The sequence below is a fragment of the Pseudomonas sp. GW822-FHT03F04 genome (genome assembly GCF_058801405.1).
On the sequence record NZ_JBXANF010000009.1, the window covers coordinates 193,100 to 211,921 of the forward strand.

Below are 18,822 nucleotides of genomic sequence, written 5' to 3' on the forward strand. Positions count from 1 at the left end.
TGTCTTTCTTGTCCACCCTGGCTGGAATAATAAAATGAAAAATAATAATAGCCTGCTGCGCCACTTACCCTGGCTAGTGCTGGCAATCGTAGGAGCGTGCGCCCTGGGCGTAGTGGCATTGCGCCGAGGCGAGGCGATCAACGCCTTGTGGATCGTGGTCGCCGCCGTGGCCATTTATCTGGTTGCGTACCGTTACTACAGTCTGTTCATCGCTAACAATGTGATGCAACTCGATCCACGCCGGGCCACCCCCGCCGTGCTCAACAACGACGGTCTGGACTACGTTCCGACCAACAAACACATTCTCTTCGGACACCACTTCGCGGCCATCGCCGGCGCGGGGCCTCTGGTCGGTCCGGTACTGGCTGCGCAGATGGGCTACCTGCCCGGCACGCTGTGGCTGATTGCCGGCGTGGTGCTGGCGGGCGCGGTGCAGGACTTCATGGTCCTGTTCATGTCCACCCGTCGCAACGGCCGCTCCCTGGGCGACATGGTGCGTGAAGAAATGGGCCGTATCCCCGGCACCATCGCGCTGTTCGGCTGCTTCCTGATCATGATCATCATCCTCGCGGTGCTGGCGCTGATCGTCGTCAAAGCCTTGGCCGAGAGCCCTTGGGGCATCTTCACCGTGATGGCGACCATCCCGATCGCGATGTTCATGGGCATCTACATGCGTTACATCCGCCCGGGCCGCATCGGCGAGATCTCGGTGATCGGCGTGGTGCTGCTGCTCGGTTCGATCTGGCTGGGCGGGCAGATTGCCGCTGACCCGGTGTGGGCCAAGGCCTTCAGCTTCACCGGCGTGCAAATCACCTGGATGCTGATCGGTTACGGCTTCGTTGCCGCTGTGTTGCCGGTCTGGCTGATCCTCGCGCCACGTGACTATCTGTCCACGTTCCTCAAGATCGGTACCATCATCGCCCTGGCGATCGGCATTCTGGTCACCATGCCCGAGCTGAAAATGCCGGCCCTGACCCAGTTCGTCGACGGCACCGGTCCGGTGTGGAAGGGCGGTCTGTTCCCGTTCCTGTTCATCACCATCGCTTGCGGTGCGGTATCGGGCTTCCACGCACTGATCTCGTCCGGCACCACGCCGAAACTGCTGGATAACGAAACCAACGCCCGCTACATCGGTTACGGCGGCATGCTGATGGAATCGTTCGTGGCCATCATGGCCATGGTTGCCGCTTCGGTGATCGAGCCAGGCGTGTACTTCGCCATGAACAGCCCGGCTGCCGTGGTCGGCGGTGACGTGGTGGCTGTTGCGACCGCTGTCAGCAACTGGGGTTTTGCGATTACGCCTGAGGCGCTGCAAGCCGTGGCGCATGACATCGGCGAAACCACCATCCTGGCCCGTGCCGGTGGTGCACCGACCCTGGCGGTCGGTATCGCGCAGATCCTGCACAGTGTCCTGCCGGGTGAAAACACCATGGCGTTCTGGTACCACTTCGCGATCCTGTTCGAAGCGCTGTTCATCCTGACCGCTGTGGACGCCGGCACCCGTGCCGGTCGCTTCATGCTGCAGGATCTGCTCGGCTCCTTCGTGCCGGCGCTGAAACGTACCGAGTCCTGGACCGCCAACCTGATCGCCACCGCCGGTTGTGTGGCGATGTGGGGCTGGTTGCTGTATCAGGGCGTGATCGATCCGCTGGGTGGTATCAACACCTTGTGGCCGCTGTTCGGTATCTCCAACCAGATGCTGGCCGGTATCGCGCTGATGCTCGGCACCGTGGTCCTGATCAAGATGAAGCGTCAGCGCTATATCTGGGTCACTCTGCTGCCGGCTGCCTGGCTGCTGATCTGCACCACGACTGCAGGCTTCATCAAGTTGTTCGACGCCAACCCGGCTGTCGGCTTCCTGTCGCTGGCCAAGAAGTACAGCGATGCACTGGCCGCAGGCCAGGTGATCGCACCGGCCAAGAGCGTCGAGCAGATGCAGCACGTGATCTTCAACGCTTACACCAACGCAACGCTGACCGCGCTGTTCCTGTTCGTGGTATTCAGCATCCTGTTCTATGCGCTCAAGGTCGGCATCGCCGCCTGGGGCAAAAAAGAGCGTACGGATAAAGAATCGCCGTTCCAGGCCCTGCCGGACGCGTAACCAGAGGATTGCACCATGTTCAATGACCTGAGTCGCCTCGGTAAATACCTCGGTCAGGCCGCGCGCCTGATGGTCGGCATGCCCGACTACGACACGTACGTCGAGCATATGCAAACCAAACACCCGGACAAACCGGTGATGAGCTACGAGATGTTCTTTCGCGAACGTCAGGAAGCCCGTTACGGTGGCAAGGGTGGGCCGAAGTGCTGTTGAGCCGCTGATCGCGGTTCATCAGAGGTGAGGTGGGAGCAGGTCTTTCGGCCTGCTCCCATTTTTATTTGTGCAATTGAAGGAGATCGAGTTTGTCTTCTCCCATCCCGGTCACGGTGCTCAGTGGCTTCCTCGGCGCCGGCAAGACCACCTTGCTGCGCCATCTGTTGAAAGCCGAGCACGGTCTGAAAATCGCCGTGATCGAAAACGAATTCAGCGACGCCGGTATCGACACCCAGTTGCTGGGCGACGAGCCGGTGCAAGTCATGACCCTGGCCAACGGCTGCGTCTGCTGCACCATCCACACCGACCTGACCAAAGCCCTGTACCTGTTGCTCGAGCGCCTGGACAGCGGCGAAATCGCCTTCGATCGTCTGGTCATCGAGTGCACTGGTCTGGCCGACCCGGCGCCAGTGGCACAGACCTTTTTCATCGACGAAGAACTGCGTGAGCGTTACCTGCTCGACGGCATCATCACCCTCGTCGACGCGGCCCATGCCGAGCTGCACCTGACCCAGACCATCGCCCAGGCGCAGATCGGTTTCGCCGACCGCTTGCTGGTGAGCAAGACCGATCTGGTGGACGAGGCTGCGTTCACCGCACTCAGCGAACGCCTGACCCGCATCAACCGCCGTGCGCCGATTCGCGTGGTCGAACACGGCAACATCGATCTGGCTGAATTGCTCGATGTGCGTGGCTTCAACCTGAATGCCGATCTCGGTGGCGGGGTGAGTCTGCGCCCGGTCAGCAAGGCGCCGTCCATCGACCGGATTTCCAGTCTGGTGTTGCGTACCGATCAGCCACTGGATATCGATCAGCTCAGCGAGTTCATGAACGAATTGCTGGAAGAGCACGGCAAGCAATTGCTGCGTTATAAGGGCGTGCTGAACATTGCGGGCGAAGATCGTCGGTTGGTGTTCCAGGGCGTGCTGAAACTCTACGGCTTCGACTGGGACACCGAGTGGGCCGAGGGCGAGGCACGGGAAAGCGTGATCGTGTTTATCGCCGATGATCTGCCGGAAGAGAAGATCCGGGCGGGGTTTGCCAAGGTGGCGGCGGACTGAGTCCGCCGCTGTCTCAGTGCGTGGAACCGCTGAGAATCGTCTGTTCCAGATGATCCAGATGACGGTTCATCAGCGACACGGCCTCGGCGGCGTCATCACGCTCGATCGCCTCGACGATCCGGGCGTGATCCTGCCAGCCGCAACAGCTGTGCGTGCTTTCAGTGCAACGCGCAATCGCCAGTGAGGTCAGCGGCACCAGCGTGCCGAGAAAATGCGCCAACGGTGCATTCCCGGCCATTTTCGCCAACTGCAAATGAAACTCCCCGGACAGGCGAATCGCCGCGCCGCGTCGGTCTTTATCCACAGCCTGGCGTTCGCGTTCGATCAAGGTGCGCAGGCGTTTCAGATCTTCAGCCTGCGCATGCTGACAAGCCAGCCGCACCAGCGTGGTCTCGGCCAGGCGCCGGGCGTGCAGCGCCTGACGTGTCTGCTCGGTATCCGGCGCGGCAACGCGCGGCCGATGGTTGGCCCGCAGCACGATGATCTGTTCGTGGGACAGTTGGGTCAGCGCCCGACGCACATCCGCTCGGCTGACACCGAACATCTGCTTGAGACTCTCTTCGGTGAAGCGGCTGGCGGCATCGAGGCGTTGTTCGAGGATTGCGTCGAACAGTCGCGGATACAGCTCGTCCACCGGCGTCTGCAGGCGGGAGAAGGGCAGGGCCGCCGAGGTCTGGCGAGAATGCGACGGCGTGGCAAGACTGTTCATGGCCGGTCTCCAGTGTGAGGCGTTTCAGTTACTCAGATTGTCATCCGGAATATTCAGCTCGATCCCCATGCGCTGGCCTTCACGCAGGATGTGCCGGCGCATTTCGGCACTGGCCTGAGCGCTGTTCTTGCTGCGGATCGCGCGCACCACGGCCTCGTTTTCCTCAAGGCGTTCGGCCAGGTGCTCCGGCGAATTGCGCAGCACTTCGGCGCTCTGTTTGAGGGCGTTGCTGGTCTGTTGCACCACGCTCTGGAAAATCGGGTTCGAGGTCAGGGTGAACAGCTCTTCGTGAAACGCGATGTAAGCGCTGACGCCGGCCTCGCTGTCACCTGCCTCGAGGGCTTCGCGCATGTCCATCAGGGTCAGGCGCAACTGCCCGACTTCCTTGCTGCTGATCGACTGCGCCACCAGACCGACGATGAACGGTTCGAGGGTGTAGCGCAGTTGCAGCACGTCTTCGAGGCTGGCGCCGGCCACTGCGCTGTCGTGGCTTTGGCTGTCACTGGCCTGGGCGTCGAGCACCACCACACCTTTGCCCGGCATCGAACGCACCAGACCGAGGGTTTCCAGCACGATCACCGCTTCGCGCAGGCTCGGGCGGCTGATGCCCAGTTGCTCGGCCAGTTCGCGCTGGCCCGGCAGCATCTCGCCGGAGCGCCACTGGCCACGGGCGAGGGCGGCCCGGAGTTTTTCTACCACTGAGTTGACGACGGTGGATGTAGTAATCACGTGTTCGCTCCATGAGCCGTGCCTGCATGTGCGCAGGCACGGCGATCATTCAGAATTCTTTGGCCGCCGCTTGAGCGACCGTTTTTCTCGGCTGAAAGTTATAGCCCTGCTCGCCGTTGAGCACCTTGTTCGCCCGTTGCACATCGATATCCTTTTCCCAGCGGGCGATGGCCACGGTGGCGACGCAGTTGCCGATCAGGTTGGTCAGCGCCCGGCCGATGCCCATGAACCAGTCCACCGCCAGCACCAGCACCAGACCCACAACCGGAATCGCCGGGATGGCCGTCAGCGTGGCCGCCAGAATCACCAGCGCCGATCCCGGAATGCCGTGGGCACCTTTGGAGGTAATCAGCGACACCAGCAAAATCGTCAAGAGATCGGTCATGGCCAGCGGTGTGCCGGTGGCGTTGGCAATGAACACGATGGCCAGGGTCAGGTAGATCGAAAAACCATCGAGGTTGAACGAGTAACCGGTGGGAATCACCAGCCCGACGGTCGAGCTGCCGATGCCCAGATGTTCCAGCTTGCGCATGATCTGCGGCAACACGGCGTCGGAGGAGGCGGTGCCCATGACGATCAGCAGTTCTTCGCGCAGGTACTTGAGCAGCGGCCACATACGCAGACCGGACAGGCGCATCACCAGGCCGAGAATCAGTGCGACGAAGGCGATGCAGGTCAGGTAGAACAAACCGACCAGGCTGCCCAGGTGTTGCAGGGAATCGAGGCCGTATTTGCTGGTGGTGAAGGCGATGGCACCGAACACGCCGATCGGTGCCAGACGCACGATCATGCCCATGATGCGGAAGATCACATGGCTCAGCTCGTTGATCAGCCGCGAGATCCCGGAAGCGGCTTCGCCCACCAGATTCAACGCGCTGCCGAACAGCACCGAGAACAACAGCACTTGCAGGATGTTGTTGTCGGCAAAGGCGCCGAGTACCGAGGTCGGGATCAGGTCCATCAGGAACTGAGTGGTGGTGTGCATGTGCTGGCCGCGTTCGGCGATGTCGCCCATGTCGGCGGCGGACAGTTGCTCCAGATGGATGTTGGCGCCGCTGCCGATCCCGGTGCTGAACGCGAACACCAGACCGATCACCAGCGCGATGGTGGTCAGCACTTCGAAGTAGATCACTGACTTGAGGCCGATGCGCCCGACCTTCTTCAGGTCGCCAGCGCCGCTGATGCCGCTGACCACCACGCAGAACACGATCAGGCCGATGAGCATCTTGATCAGTTTGATGAAACCGTCGCCGAGCGGTTTGAGCTGGGCCGAGTATTCAGGAAGGGTCAGCCCGCAGACGATGCCGAGCATCAGTCCGAGAACCACTTGGAGGAAGATTGAACGCGAGCACCATCTGAGCATGGGAGGAATCCTGGTCGGTGTCCTGGCTGCCGTGCGCGGGGCGCATCAGATTCAGGACTTAATTATTGTGGTCTTACCGGTATGTCCAGTGCGGGTGCAGTCTAGGCGCTGATTTTGGCGGATCGCAAGTGAAAAATGACGAATTGGCATGACCGGTCTGACCAGTTGGGCGCAATGCCCCGACCTTGAGCCATTTGCCGTTCGAAACTTTTTTGCGGACGAAAAAAAACCGGCCAATCACTTGGCCGGTTTTTCATGCTGCGGTTTTAGCGTCGCAATTAAGCGCCGTATACCGGCAGTTTCTTGCAGATGGCTTTGACTTTCTCACGAACGGCGTCGATCACCGCTTCGTTGTTCAGGTCAGCCAGGATGTCGCAGATCCAGCCAGCCAGTTCTTTGCACTCTGCTTCCTTGAAGCCACGAGTGGTCACAGCCGGAGTACCGAAGCGCAGACCGGAGGTGACGAACGGGGAGCGTGGGTCGTTTGGCACGGAGTTCTTGTTCACGGTGATGAACGCTTTGCCCAGAGCAGCGTCGGCGTCTTTACCGGAGATTTCCTGCTTGATCAGCGACAGCAGGAACAGGTGGTTTTCAGTACCGCCGGAAACCACGTCGAAACCGCGCTCGATGAACACGCCGGCCATGGCCTGGGCGTTTTTCACCACTTGTTGCTGGTAAGCCTTGAACTCAGGCTGCAGTGCTTCCTTGAAGCAGATCGCTTTGGCGGCGATCACGTGCTCCAGCGGGCCACCCTGGGCGCCCGGGAATACGGCGGAGTTCAGCTTCTTCTCGATGTCGGCGTTGGCGCGAGCCAGGATCAGGCCACCACGTGGACCGCGCAGGGTCTTGTGGGTGGTGGTGGTCACGACGTCAGCGAACGGAACCGGGTTCGGGTAGACGCCAGCGGCGACCAGACCGGCCACGTGAGCCATGTCGACGAACAGGTAGGCGCCAACCTTGTCGGCAATTTCGCGGAAACGCGGGAAGTCCAGGATCTGCGAGTAGGCAGAGAAACCGGCCACGATCATTTTCGGCTTGTGCTCGACCGCCAGACGCTCGACTTCGTCGTAGTCGATCAGGCCGTTGGCGTCGATGCCGTACTGGATGGCGTTGTACAGCTTGCCGGAGGAGGAAACGCTGGCGCCGTGGGTCAGGTGACCGCCGTGAGCCAGGCTCATGCCCAGGATGGTGTCACCGGCCGACAGCAGGGCCAGGTAGACAGCGGCGTTGGCTTGCGAGCCGGCGTGCGGCTGAACGTTGGCGTAGTCGGCGCCGAACAGCTCTTTGGCGCGGTCGATGGCCAGTTGCTCAACAACGTCGACGTACTCGCAACCACCGTAGTAGCGCTTGCCCGGGTAGCCTTCGGCGTACTTGTTGGTCAGAACCGAGCCTTGAGCTTCCATCACCGCTGGGCTGGTGTAGTTCTCCGAAGCGATCAGCTCGATGTGTTCTTCCTGGCGCTGGGCTTCTTGCTCCATGGCGGCAAAAAGATCGGCGTCGTACTTGGCAATAGTCAAATCACGGCTGAACATGGCGGTCCTCAAGGATCGGGGGCAGAAAAGGGGGGCATTCTAACCCATCGGGTTTTGGATGGCATATGAAACGACATCATGTCGCAGACAAGTGGCGTTCATGACCAGATATGTGGCGTCCGTGCCGGCCTTTTCGCTGACCAGCCGGTTCGCACAATAACCGAGGCCAGCCCACGATTTTGTGATCGACATCAATCCCTGTGGAAGCGAGCTCGCTCGCGAAGGCCGCGCCGCCGATCCTCAGTCGAACATGAACAGCGCATCATTGCTGAACTGCGCCTCGAAGCGGGTGGCCGGCATCGGCCGCCCGAACAGATAACCCTGAACCTCGTCGCAACCATGCTCGCGCAGGAAGTCCAGCTGCTCGTGGGTTTCCACGCCCTCGGCGATCACCGCCAGATTGAGGCTGTGGGCCATGGCGATGATTGCCCGGGCAATCTGTGCGTCCTGTTCGCCGGACGGCAGGCCGTCGACGAAGGTGCGGTCGATCTTCAGCACATCGATCGGGAATTGCTTGAGGTAGTTCAGCGATGAGTAACCGGTGCCGAAGTCGTCGACCGCGATGCTCAGACCGAGGTTCTTCAGGCCGGCAAGGATCTGCATCGCTTCGCTGACTTCGCGCATCAGGATACTTTCGGTCAGTTCCAGTTCCAGGCACGCCGGCGGCAGGCCGGTTTCCTTGAGGATGGTGGCGATCCGCGTGCCGAGCTGGCCGTCGGAGAACTGCCGGGCGGAAATGTTCACCGAGACCTTCGGCACGCGCACGCGGCTTTGGTGCCAGGTCTTGAGCTGACGGCAGGCCTCGCTGATCACCCAGTCGCCGACGTCCACCACCAGCCCGAGTTCTTCGAGCACCGGAATGAAATCCCCCGGCGGCACCAGTCCACGACGCGGATGACGCCAGCGCAGCAAGGCTTCGGCGCCGGTCAGGCGTTTGCCGTCGCCGCTGAACTGCGGCTGGTAATACAGCACGAATTCGTTCTGCTCGAGGGCGTGGCGCAGGTCGCTTTCCAGCTCCAGACGCTCCAGCGCACTGGCGTTCATGTCGGCCTGATAGAACTGGAAGTTGTTTTTGCCGCGCTCCTTGGCGTGGTACATCGCGGTGTCGGCGTTCTTCATCAGCTGACTGAGTTCGTTGCCGTCCTGCGGGCTCAGGGCGATGCCGATACTGGCCGTGACGAAGAACTCGCGACCCTCCAGCACAAACGGCCGCACCAGGCTGCCAAGAATCTGCTCGGCCACATGGATCGCACGGTTCAGTGCCATTTCGCGGCTGGAGCGGTGTTGCAGCAGCAAAGTGAATTCGTCGCCGCCCATCCGCGCCACGGTGTCGTCATCGTCGACGCAGGCCAGCAGCCGGGTGGCCATGTCCTTGAGCATGCGGTCGCCGGCGGCGTGGCCGAGAGAGTCGTTGATCGGTTTGAAACGGTCGAGGTCGAGGAACATCAGCACCACCCACGACTTCTGCCGGTCGGCCGATTGCAGCGCGGTGTGCAGGCGATCCTGGAACAGCGTGCGGTTCGGCAAGTGGGTCAGGGCGTCGTAGTAGGCGAGGCGGTGAATCCGTTGTTCGCTGGCCTTGCGCTCGCTGATGTCGCTGAAGAAGCACACGTAACTGGCCAGGTCGCCTTCGTCATCGAGCACCGCAGTGATGCCGACCCACGCCGGGTAGTGCTCGCCATTGCGGCGCTTGAGCCAGACTTCTCCTTCCCAGGTGCTGTGCTGATGCAATTGTTTGAGCACGTAACGCAGGTGCGCGTCCTGTTGTTCGTCGACGGTGAGCATGTTCGGCAACTGGTCGAGCACTTCGCTCACCGCGTAGCCGCTGACGCGACTGAAAGCTTCGTTGGCCTGGACGATGTACCCGGCCGGGTCGGTGATCAGGATCGCCGAAGTCGAATGCTCGAATACCGTGGCCGCCATGCGCAGGTCTTTCTCGGCACGGCGTTGCTGGCTGATGTCGCGACCGACCCCGAGCACGCCTTCGAAGGCGCCGTGTTCGTCCCACACCAGCACCAGGCGCAGTTCGATCGGGATCTTGCGGCCATCGGCGCGCAGGCAGTCGAACAGGAACATCTGGGTCTGTACCTGACTGCGCAGGATTGCCAGTTGCTCAGGCTTGTCCAGCGCTTTGCTGACCCGGTCCATCAGGTGATAGATGCCACTCAGTTGCTGCGGGTTGGCGATGGTCGACTGCCAGCCATTCTGGAAAATCCATTCGGCGTCGTAGCCAAGCACGGCTTGCACCGACGGGCTGACGTAGTTCAGCGACAGCTTGCTGTCGGTGGAGAAGATCACGTCGCTGATGCTTTCGGCGAGCATCCGGTAGCGCTGCTCGCTGTCGCGCAACGATTCGCTGGCTTCGATCTGCTCGGTAATGTCCTTGGCCACGCCGATGATCCGCGTGACCTGATCGTGCTTGTCCCGGGCCAGCGCCTGTTCGCGGATATCGAAGCGCCGCCACTTGCCGTCGCGGTGACGGAAGCGCAACTGACATTGCAGCAATTGGCTGTAACCGGCGTGACGCTGCATCTGCCGCGAGCGGTGGTAATAGTCGGCGTCTTCCGGGTGCAGGAGGATTTCCCAGAAGTACTCGCCCATCTGATGCAGCTCGGTACGGTTGTAACCGAGGGTCTGGCCGAGGTGGTGGTTGCTGAAAATCATCCGCTGACTGATCACATCCTGCACGTACAGGTGATCCGGCACGGTGCGCACCACGTCCGACCAGAAGCCTTCGCGTTCCAGCAGTGACAGTTCGATCAGCTTGCGGCTGGTGATGTCGTTGATGCTCAGGATCACGGCCTTGTAGTCGTGCTGCTCCTGCGGCAGGCGCAGCACCAGCCACAGGTGCTGGTCGCGGCCGTTGATGTCCGGCAGTTTGATTTCCAGTTCCAGCTGCTTTTGCTGCTGGAGCACGGCATCGAGCACTTGATTGCCGATGGCGCACTGGCTGTGCGGATGACCGTCGATCAGCAGTTGCCAGGCGTGGTCGCAGGAATTGACGTTAAGCAGTTGCAGCGCCACCTGGTTGACCTCGGTGATCCGCAGCTCTTGAAGCAGTTGCTGGCGCTGTTGCGGTTGGTCGAGCCAGGCCTTGAGCTGGTCGCTGGTCTGGATCTGGGCTTTCTCGAAAACCTGCTTGAGCCCCGAAAGATCCAGCACGCACAGGGCCACGCCGGTGCCTTCGAAAATATCCTGATAACGACGACGCCCCTCATGCACCTGACGCTGGCGGCGGCGCATGTTGAGCAACGCGATAAATGGCAACAGCGAGAACGCCAGACCCAGCAGGCATTTGCCGATGAACGCGGGCAGCAACTCTTCCAGCACATGTTGCCGGTCGAACAGCCCGCGCAGTTGCCAGTCGCTGCTGCTCAGCGGCACGGTCAGCACGCTGTTGGCCAGATCGTCGGGCGTCAGGGTGCTGGTCTTGGTGGAGGGCAGGGCTTCGTCGCGACTGATGATCTGATGGTTGATGCGGTTTTCCACCAGCCACAAAGGGCGGATGCCGCTGTCACCCTGTTTGGTCAGCGAGGCAAAGAAGGTCGGGGTCAGGCGCAGTGCCCAATAGCCGCGGGTGCTGCCGCTGGCCTGATGCAGCAGCAGATGCACCACCGAGCCGTCGTCGGCATTGCTGAAATAATGGGCCTGGGCGTGGCTGCGGCGGACCAGATCGCTGAGGTAGTCGGCGTCCTGGCTGTCAGTGGCGCTGTCGCTGAGGATTTTTCCGGAGGGGCTGAGCAAGGCCAGGCTGCGCAGGTCCGGCAGCGATTGCTGCAACTTGCGCAGCAGCGCCTGCTGATCGTCGGTGGACTGCGGCTGTTCGACGATCGGTAGCAGATTGAGCGCGATCTGCGCGTTCAGCGACATGTTGAGGCTGACTTGCGAAGCGAGATCGGCGGTGTAGTCGATGGTGTACTGGCGCTGGTTTTTCTGGGTTTCACGCAGTTGATCGAGCAGTTGCCAGAACAGCAACGCCAGCAGCAACAGCACCAAAGTCGCCAGCGCGCCTTTCAATGTCCCACGCAGGGACGAGCCGGGCGCCGGTGGGGTGCTGCTCACAGAAGTAGGCGGAGTGACATTGGACAAGCTGTAATCCTGCGGTTTGGCTGGACTGGCGCGACGTGCACTATAAGCCGGACGCCCAAAGGGCGGCTAGCATGCCTTGAGTTGTGGCGAAGTGCCAGCCCCGCTCGGCTGGACTGCCACCGGTCATTCAGGTAGCTTTGCCGGTTACGCGGGAGCGTTCCAGCTCCTAGAATCAGACTTTTTTCAGCGCGCACGCATTGATCACCATCAAGTGAACGACGCGCATGGTCTGGCCGGGCATCGCCTGCGCTCCAATCATTCATCTGTCACTGACCCAAGGTTCTCCATGGCTCAATACGTCTTCACCATGCATCGGCTGGGCAAAGTTGTTCCGCCGAAGCGGGAAATCCTGAAAAACATTTCTCTGTCCTTCTTCCCGGGCGCCAAGATCGGCGTACTCGGCCTCAACGGTTCGGGTAAGTCCACGCTGCTGAAAATCATGGCCGGCGTCGACACCGAATTCGAAGGCGAAGCGCGCCCGATGCCGGAACTGAACATCGGTTATCTGCCGCAAGAGCCGCAACTCGATCCGACCAAGACCGTGCGTGAAGTGGTCGAAGAAGCGGTCAGCGTGATCAAGGACGCCCAGGCCCGCCTGGACGAGGTCTACGCCGCTTACGCCGATCCGGACGCCGACTTCGACAAGCTGGCCGCTGAACAGGCCAAGCTCGAAGCGATCCTGCAGGCCAGCGACGGTCACAACCTGGAGCGCCAGCTGGAAGTCGCCGCCGATGCGCTGCGTCTGCCGGCCTGGGACGCGAAGGTGGAACACCTGTCCGGTGGTGAAAAACGTCGTGTGGCCCTGTGCCGTCTGCTGCTGTCCGCCCCGGACATGCTGCTGCTCGATGAACCGACCAACCACCTGGACGCCGACTCCGTTGCGTGGCTCGAACACTTCCTGCACGACTTCCCGGGCACTGTGGTAGCGATCACGCACGACCGTTACTTCCTGGACAACGTTGCCGGCTGGATTCTGGAACTCGACCGCGGCGCGGGCATTCCGTACGAAGGCAACTACTCGGGCTGGCTGGAAGCCAAGTCCGATCGTCTGGCGGCCGAATCCAAGCAGCAATCGGCTCACGAAAAAGCCATGAAGGAAGAACTGGAGTGGGTGCGCAAAGGCGCCAAGGCCCGCCAGTCGAAATCCAAGGCTCGTCTGCAACGCTTCGAAGAAATGCAATCGCAGGAATTCCAGAAGCGTTCGGAAACCAACGAGATCTACATCCCGGCCGGTCCGCGCCTGGGCGACAAGGTCATCGAATTCAAGAACGTCACCAAGGGCTACGGCGATCGCGTACTGATCGACAACCTGTCGTTCTCGATGCCGAAAGGCGCCATCGTCGGCGTGATCGGTGGTAACGGTGCCGGTAAATCGACCCTGTTCCGCATGCTGATGGGCAAGGAAACCCCGGATTCCGGCACCATCGAAGTCGGCGAAACCGTGCAACTGGCCTGTGTGGACCAGAGTCGCGAAGACCTCGACGGCAGCAAGACCGTGTTCCAGCAGATCTCCGACGGTTCCGACCAGATCCGCATCGGCAACTACGAGATCCCGTCGCGTACCTACGTCGGTCGCTTCAACTTCAAGGGCGGCGATCAGCAGAAGTTCGTCAAGGACCTGTCCGGTGGTGAGCGCGGTCGTCTGCACCTGGCGCTGACCCTGAAGGAGGGCGGCAACGTCCTGCTGCTCGACGAACCGTCCAACGACCTCGACGTTGAAACCCTGCGTTCCCTGGAAGAAGCCCTGCTGGACTTCCCGGGCGCTGCCATTGTGATCTCTCACGATCGGTGGTTCCTTGACCGCGTCGCGACGCACATCCTGGCGTACGAAGACGACTCGCAAGCGGTGTTCTTCGAAGGCAACTACACCGAGTACGAAGCCGATCGCAAAAAGCGTCTCGGCGAAGCAGCGGCCCAGCCACACCGGGTACGCCACAAGAAACTGGCCTGATCACAGGTTGGTTGCATGAAAAAGCGGAGCCTTCGGGTTCCGCTTTTTTTTGCCTGAAATTCAGACTGATTTATAGCGTGTGTACTATTTGTTTCCATAAATGCGACATTTTTGTCTGTTGCTGTATACATATCGTTTGTTACAGTCCGGCTCAATCTCTTCCAACGACAACAAATTTGCCGAGACTTTTCCCATGATCGAATCCGTCGAATCCTTCCTCGCCCGTCTGAAAAAACGCGATCCGGATCAACCCGAATTCCACCAGGCCGTCGAAGAAGTCCTGCGCAGCCTGTGGCCGTTTCTCGAAGCCCATCCGCACTATCTGACCTCGGGGATTCTGGAGCGCATCTGCGAGCCGGAGCGGGCGGTGGTGTTCCGCGTGTCGTGGGTCGACGATCAGGGCAAGGTGCAGGTCAATCGCGGATTCCGCATCCAGATGAACAGCGCCATCGGCCCGTACAAGGGCGGTTTGCGCTTCCATCCTTCGGTGAATATGGGCGTGCTGAAATTCCTCGCCTTCGAACAGACCTTCAAGAACTCCCTGACCTCGTTGCCCATGGGCGGCGGCAAGGGCGGTTCGGACTTCGATCCGAAGGGCAAGAGTGACGCCGAAGTCATGCGTTTCTGCCAGGCATTCATGAGTGAGTTGTACCGCCACATCGGTGCCGACGTGGACGTGCCGGCCGGCGATATTGGTGTCGGCGCGCGGGAGATCGGTTTTCTGTTCGGCCAGTACAAACGCCTGAGCAACCAGTTCACCAGCGTGCTGACCGGCAAGGGCATGACCTACGGCGGCAGCCTGATCCGCCCGGAAGCCACCGGTTTCGGTTGTGTTTATTTCGCCGAAGAAATGCTCAAGCGCCGCGAGCAGACCGTCGAAGGCAAGCGCGTGGCGATCTCCGGTTCCGGTAACGTCGCGCAATATGCGGCCCGCAAGGTGATGGATCTGGGCGGCAAGGTGATTTCCCTGTCCGACTCCGAAGGCACGTTGTACTGCGAGGCAGGCCTGAGCGAAGAACAGTGGCTGGCGCTGCTGGAACTGAAGAACGTCAAGCGCGGGCGGATCAGCGAATTGGCGGCGGCATTCGGCCTGGAGTTCCGCGCCGGTCAGTTGCCATGGTCGTTGCCGTGCGACATCGCACTGCCATGCGCCACCCAGAACGAACTCGACGCCGAAGCCGCCCGCACCTTGCTGCGTAACGGCTGCGTGTGTGTGGCCGAAGGCGCGAACATGCCGACCACCCTTGAGGCTGTGGATATCTTTATCGAGGCCGGCATCCTGTTCGCGCCGGGCAAGGCATCGAATGCCGGCGGCGTGGCGGTCAGCGGTCTGGAGATGTCGCAGAACGCCATGCGTCTGCTGTGGACGGCAGGCGAGGTGGACAGCAAGCTGCACGCGATCATGCAGTCGATCCACCACGCTTGCGTGCATTACGGTGAGGAAAACGGGCGGATCAACTACGTCAAAGGCGCGAACATCGCCGGCTTCGTCAAAGTCGCCGACGCGATGCTGGCGCAAGGCGTGGTTTAAGGCAGATCGATGCGGATCACTTCGATCAGTTGATTGCCGGCCGGGCGCTGCCACAGCACTTCGTCGTTGAGCCGGGCGCCGAGCAGTGCGCGGCCCAGCGGTGAGGCCCAGTTGATCAGGCCGTTGGCCGCATCGGCCTGATCTTCACCGACCAGTTGCACACGGCGCTCGGTGGCGTGTTCATCGGCGTATGTCACCCAGCTGCCGATCTGCACCTTGTCGGTCGAGGTCGGGGCGAGCGCGACCTGGGCGCTGCCGACCCGCTGATTGAAATAACGTAAATCCCGTTCGAGATCGGCCAGGCGCTGTTTGTCGGCCTGCTCGCCCATGGCCGCCTGTTCAGCATGCAGGGTTTGCAGTTCGGCGACTTTCGCCTGCAACTGGGCAAGCCCCTGTGGCGTGACGTAATTGGGCTGGGTGCTGACCTGCCGTTCGACCGGCTGGTCGGCCTGCGCGGCGGCATTGTCTTCGTTGACGAAAGCACGGCTCATGGTGACCTCCTGTGACAACCGTTGGGCCATGGTCGCAGGCAATGAGTTTCACTGGATGTCTGGAAACGACCTACTGCGAGCGATAAGCCCGCGCGGCGCCCTGATCCTTCTGTTGCTGCCAGGCCCGTTCGCGCTCGTCCCAATGTTCGTTGCGATAGTCTTCGCGGTCCTTGTTTTCCAGCATCGCCTGACATTGGCGGAAACCGTCGCTCCAGCCCTCGGCGTATTGCTTGTCCTTAAGGTAGCGCGGCACGTTCTTGCGAAACTCGCCGCTGATCGAACCAGCCGCCTGACGACCGCTGATGCAACCGTCATCGAAACCGTCGGCGAACGCCGGTGGGTAACCCTTGGCAATCAGATCTTCGTGGGTGCTTTGACAGCCACCCAGCAACAGCAACACGCCCGCAAAAACCGCATACCGCCACATCACACTCTCCCGCGCCGTTATCCGGCTGATAGGGAAAGTCTAGAAGCGGATTCGTCGATGAGGCGTGAAAGAAAGATCAAAACCTCAGTAGTGATACCACTTCACCTCAAGCATCACTTCGGTCTCCGGCGTTGCCAGATGGCTGAACTCACGCTGGGCGCTGAGGCGCAGGCCGAGGTTGCGGGATAACTCCCACTGCTGGTTCAGGCTCAGGCTGCGGCGCACTTCGCCATTGAAGAAGTAATCGCCTTTGGCCTCCACACTGAGATTGCCCAACGGGTTTTTCCACAGCACACCGGTATTGAAACCACCTGCGGGGGAAACGAACCCGGCGAAATCATTGTTGTGTTCAACACGTACGGTGCCGAGCGCAAACCCCAGTACATCATCACCCAGCGCCCAAGTGCCGCCACCGCCACCGTTGACATGGCTGACCAGGGTTTCGTCGTCATGCTTGCCCGGCACTCGCTCCAGACCGCCGGTAACTTGCCACGACAGCGGCTGCAACAGCGCATTGCGTGGTGTCAGCGAGCGGATGGTCGCCAGATCCAGCTGCTGGAACTGCCAGTGATTGCCTTCGTACTGGCGCAGCTTCATTTGCAGGATTTCGATCTGCGCGCCGAGGGGGAAACTCTCGGCGTTGTCGTTGAGATCGTGGTAGGCCATACGCAAGCCGTACTCGCCGAACGCGCGGTCACCGCGAGTGCCGAGACCGGCCTGCCAGGTGCGGGATTCGTGGCCGTCCTCGGGCAGACCCGGCTGCGGGATTTGCAGCTCCGGTGCCGGGTTCTTGTTGATTGCCCGCAGCAGTTCGAAACTGCGCTGCGCTCGCTGTGGATCACGCTCCTGGCCGTTGGCGCGGTAGCGTTCCAGCCGATACGCGGCGTCGATGATCAGCGCCTGCCGGTCGAGGGGCAGGGCCTTGAAGGCCGGATCCTGCAATTGCTGCTGGTCGGCGCTGACTTTCAGCACCCAGTCCTGTTCTGCGCCGGTCAGGGGCTCGGCGCGGCTGAGCAATTCACGCTCGCGGGACGGGCGGTATTCGATGTGCTCGACAAGTCCGGCTTCCTTCACCGCTTTGACCGTGTCGGTGGGGATCGCGGTCAATGGGAATTGCTCGGTCAGGCGCAGACTCGGACGCGCGACCTGCAACAGTTCGAGCAGACGATAGGAGCAGTTTTCGTCGAAGAAGAAGTAGTCGAACTGAATCTGCTTCAACTCCCACACATGCTCGACCATCCGTGCGGTTTCGGCTTGCGTCAGGTTGAGCCGGTATTCCCACAGGTCGCGGTTTTCCAGGCTGCGGTATTCCGAGAGTTTTTCCTGATATGGCACCAGCGCGAACAGTCCCGGATATCCGCCCATCAGGCCTTTCCAGGCATACAGGATGCTGTTGTCCGAACCTTCGATGTAGGCGCCGAAGTTGATCGCGTAGCTGAGCAGCGAGGTCTTGTCGCTTTGCACGTCAGCCTGGTCGATGCGCAGCAGGGTGTGACCGAACATCGACGACGGGCTGTTGAGGTAGGCCGCCGGGAAAATCATCACCGCGCTGTGAGGCGAGACGTCCTTGAACCATTTTTTGAAGTCGGTGCAGTCCGGCGTTGGCAGGTCGCTCAGGTTGAGTTGATCTTTCAGCCAGCGCGTGCGCGCCGGGTAGACGCACTGCGCGTGTTGCTCGCCGAGACTGGCCGGGGCGTACAGCGCCTGGACGGTGGCGGCCAGTTCGTGGTCGGGGTGCTCGTTGCCGTCGGGGGCGAGGAAGAACTTCTTGTCGCTGACGTAACTGCGCCAGCCGCCGAGTTTGGCGGTTTCGTAGTGGCCGAGGGAAATCCAGAAGCGATCGTTGGCCAGTTGCTGCAAACGTTGAGGGTCGATGTGAGGCGCGGCGGACAGCGGGGCGCAGACACACAGCGCCAGCCAGGCAAGGCGTTTGAGCATAGGTGGCAACTTAAGTCAAAAAAAACAAAAGACCCAAGGAGGGGCGGGCCGAAAAAACAAAACCCGCTTCCCGAAAGAAGCGGGTGGGGTCGAGCTTAAGCCTGAGTCGCGTACTTGGCCAGACGAGGGTCTGCTTTCAGGACGGCCAGGGTGTTGGTATGCACGTCTTCGGCGGTCACGTCAGCCTTGCTGAAGATCTGCTGGAAGTGCTCGTGAGTGACGGCGGCGAAGTGCGCACGGTCTTCCGGCGCCACGCCCAGTACCACGGCATAGGTCGTCAGCGCTTCGCCGTTGCCTTTTGCCATGTCTTCGGACAGCTCGTTCATCATGCCATTCATGGCAAACCAGGATTTGCCGCCATAGGTCAGCGACGCGTTGGTGGAGCAACCGTTGGTGCCGGAAGTCATGCCGAACGTCGCGTTGCCGGAGGTGCCGTTAGTGGTGGATGCCAGGAAGTGAGCCGGGGTGCCACGCTGACCTTCGAACAGCATGTTGCCCCAACCGCAATCCGGACCGCCTGGCGCCTGAGCCATGGCGTTGAGTGATACAACGGTGAAGAGAGTACCGAGAAGAATCCGTTTCATAGCTTTGTTCTCTTTGTGTGCATACCAATGGACAGGGTTCTGGCCCCGCTCTCTACCGAAAAACGCCGCTTGGCGATTTTTCGTACAGACCTTGTGGCGCCAG

General features: G+C 61.0%; 14 protein-coding genes. 5 read left to right on the plus strand and 9 right to left on the minus strand.

Translation table 11 applies throughout. The annotated features are described in order from the left end of the window. Positions 1–34 precede the first annotated feature (34 nt). From AC1RMX_RS21925 to yjiA, 3 genes are all read left to right on the plus strand, one after another. Positions 35–2,101 (plus strand): carbon starvation CstA family protein, encoded by a 2,067-nt coding sequence (locus AC1RMX_RS21925; protein ID WP_096820844.1) that lies wholly within the window; start codon positions 35–37, stop codon positions 2,099–2,101. Between the two features lie 15 nt (positions 2,102–2,116). Continuing rightward, the gene (locus tag AC1RMX_RS21930; protein WP_003228401.1) at positions 2,117–2,314 is read left to right on the plus strand and encodes a YbdD/YjiX family protein; all 198 of its coding nucleotides are present in this window, start codon (positions 2,117–2,119) and stop codon (positions 2,312–2,314) included. A gap of 89 nt (positions 2,315–2,403) precedes the next feature. Next, positions 2,404–3,375, plus strand: coding sequence for a GTPase (gene yjiA, locus AC1RMX_RS21935; RefSeq protein WP_493073005.1), 972 nt, complete (start codon positions 2,404–2,406; stop codon positions 3,373–3,375). Positions 3,376–3,388: 13 nt separating this feature from the next. On the opposite strand, the gene AC1RMX_RS21940 is transcribed toward yjiA, so the two are convergent. The 5 genes from AC1RMX_RS21940 to AC1RMX_RS21960 form a co-directional block, all read right to left on the minus strand. Further along, positions 3,389–4,084 carry a GntR family transcriptional regulator gene (locus AC1RMX_RS21940; RefSeq protein ID WP_493073006.1) on the minus strand — a complete coding sequence of 232 codons (696 nt, stop codon included), beginning with the start codon at positions 4,082–4,084 and terminating at the stop codon, positions 3,389–3,391. A gap of 24 nt (positions 4,085–4,108) precedes the next feature. Next, positions 4,109–4,813, minus strand: coding sequence for a FadR/GntR family transcriptional regulator (locus AC1RMX_RS21945; RefSeq protein WP_096820847.1), 705 nt, complete (start codon positions 4,811–4,813; stop codon positions 4,109–4,111). 49 nt (positions 4,814–4,862) lie between these two features. Further along, complete coding sequence (locus tag AC1RMX_RS21950; RefSeq protein ID WP_096820848.1) at positions 4,863–6,176, minus strand: C4-dicarboxylate transporter DctA; 1,314 nt, start codon at positions 6,174–6,176, stop codon at positions 4,863–4,865. 278 nt (positions 6,177–6,454) lie between these two features. After that, positions 6,455–7,708, minus strand: a complete 1,254-nt coding sequence (gene glyA, locus AC1RMX_RS21955) for a serine hydroxymethyltransferase (protein WP_096820849.1) — start codon at positions 7,706–7,708, stop codon at positions 6,455–6,457. 240 nt (positions 7,709–7,948) lie between these two features. After that, entirely contained in the window at positions 7,949–11,797 is a 3,849-nt protein-coding gene (locus tag AC1RMX_RS21960) for a bifunctional diguanylate cyclase/phosphodiesterase (RefSeq protein ID WP_493073007.1), read from the minus strand. Positions 11,798–12,083: 286 nt separating this feature from the next. Here AC1RMX_RS21960 and ettA point away from each other — a divergent pair, with 286 nt between their 5' ends. Further along, a complete protein-coding gene (gene ettA, locus AC1RMX_RS21965; RefSeq protein WP_096820851.1) occupies positions 12,084–13,748 on the plus strand; it encodes an energy-dependent translational throttle protein EttA in 1,665 nt (554 codons plus the stop codon). A 193-nt stretch (positions 13,749–13,941) separates the two neighbouring features. Beyond that, positions 13,942–15,279, plus strand: coding sequence for an NADP-specific glutamate dehydrogenase (gene gdhA, locus AC1RMX_RS21970; RefSeq protein ID WP_096820852.1), 1,338 nt, complete (start codon positions 13,942–13,944; stop codon positions 15,277–15,279). Here gdhA and AC1RMX_RS21975 read toward each other — a convergent pair. From AC1RMX_RS21975 to AC1RMX_RS21990, 4 genes are all read right to left on the minus strand, one after another. Then, positions 15,276–15,770: a GreA/GreB family elongation factor gene (locus AC1RMX_RS21975; protein WP_096820853.1), complete on the minus strand. Its 495-nt coding sequence runs from the start codon at positions 15,768–15,770 to the stop codon at positions 15,276–15,278. The genes gdhA and AC1RMX_RS21975 overlap by 4 nt on opposite strands. 70 nt (positions 15,771–15,840) lie before the next feature. Continuing rightward, a complete protein-coding gene (locus AC1RMX_RS21980; protein ID WP_249483751.1) occupies positions 15,841–16,197 on the minus strand; it encodes a hypothetical protein in 357 nt (118 codons plus the stop codon). A gap of 84 nt (positions 16,198–16,281) precedes the next feature. Further along, positions 16,282–18,135 carry an Lnb N-terminal periplasmic domain-containing protein gene (locus tag AC1RMX_RS21985; protein WP_493073009.1) on the minus strand — a complete coding sequence of 618 codons (1,854 nt, stop codon included), beginning with the start codon at positions 18,133–18,135 and terminating at the stop codon, positions 16,282–16,284. Between the two features lie 95 nt (positions 18,136–18,230). Next, the gene (locus tag AC1RMX_RS21990; protein ID WP_025108775.1) at positions 18,231–18,719 is read right to left on the minus strand and encodes a DUF3015 domain-containing protein; all 489 of its coding nucleotides are present in this window, start codon (positions 18,717–18,719) and stop codon (positions 18,231–18,233) included. Positions 18,720–18,822: the final 103 nt, after the last annotated feature.

Bases quoted from the DNA above. Each gene is read 5' to 3' on its own strand.
- AC1RMX_RS21930 (WP_003228401.1), top strand. From the start codon at position 2,117: ATGTTCAATGACCTGAGTCGCCTCGGTAAATACCTCGGTCAGGCCGCG.
- ettA (WP_096820851.1), top strand. From the start codon at position 12,084: ATGGCTCAATACGTCTTCACCATGCATCGGCTGGGCAAAGTTGTTCCG.
- AC1RMX_RS21925 (WP_096820844.1), top strand. From the start codon at position 35: ATGAAAAATAATAATAGCCTGCTGCGCCACTTACCCTGGCTAGTGCTG.
- AC1RMX_RS21980 (WP_249483751.1), bottom strand. From the start codon at position 16,197: ATGTGGCGGTATGCGGTTTTTGCGGGCGTGTTGCTGTTGCTGGGTGGC.
- AC1RMX_RS21950 (WP_096820848.1), bottom strand. From the start codon at position 6,176: ATGCTCAGATGGTGCTCGCGTTCAATCTTCCTCCAAGTGGTTCTCGGA.
- gdhA (WP_096820852.1), top strand. From the start codon at position 13,942: ATGATCGAATCCGTCGAATCCTTCCTCGCCCGTCTGAAAAAACGCGAT.
- AC1RMX_RS21975 (WP_096820853.1), bottom strand. From the start codon at position 15,770: ATGAGCCGTGCTTTCGTCAACGAAGACAATGCCGCCGCGCAGGCCGAC.
- AC1RMX_RS21990 (WP_025108775.1), bottom strand. From the start codon at position 18,719: ATGAAACGGATTCTTCTCGGTACTCTCTTCACCGTTGTATCACTCAAC.
- AC1RMX_RS21985 (WP_493073009.1), bottom strand. From the start codon at position 18,135: ATGCTCAAACGCCTTGCCTGGCTGGCGCTGTGTGTCTGCGCCCCGCTG.
- glyA (WP_096820849.1), bottom strand. From the start codon at position 7,708: ATGTTCAGCCGTGATTTGACTATTGCCAAGTACGACGCCGATCTTTTT.
- AC1RMX_RS21940 (WP_493073006.1), bottom strand. From the start codon at position 4,084: ATGAACAGTCTTGCCACGCCGTCGCATTCTCGCCAGACCTCGGCGGCC.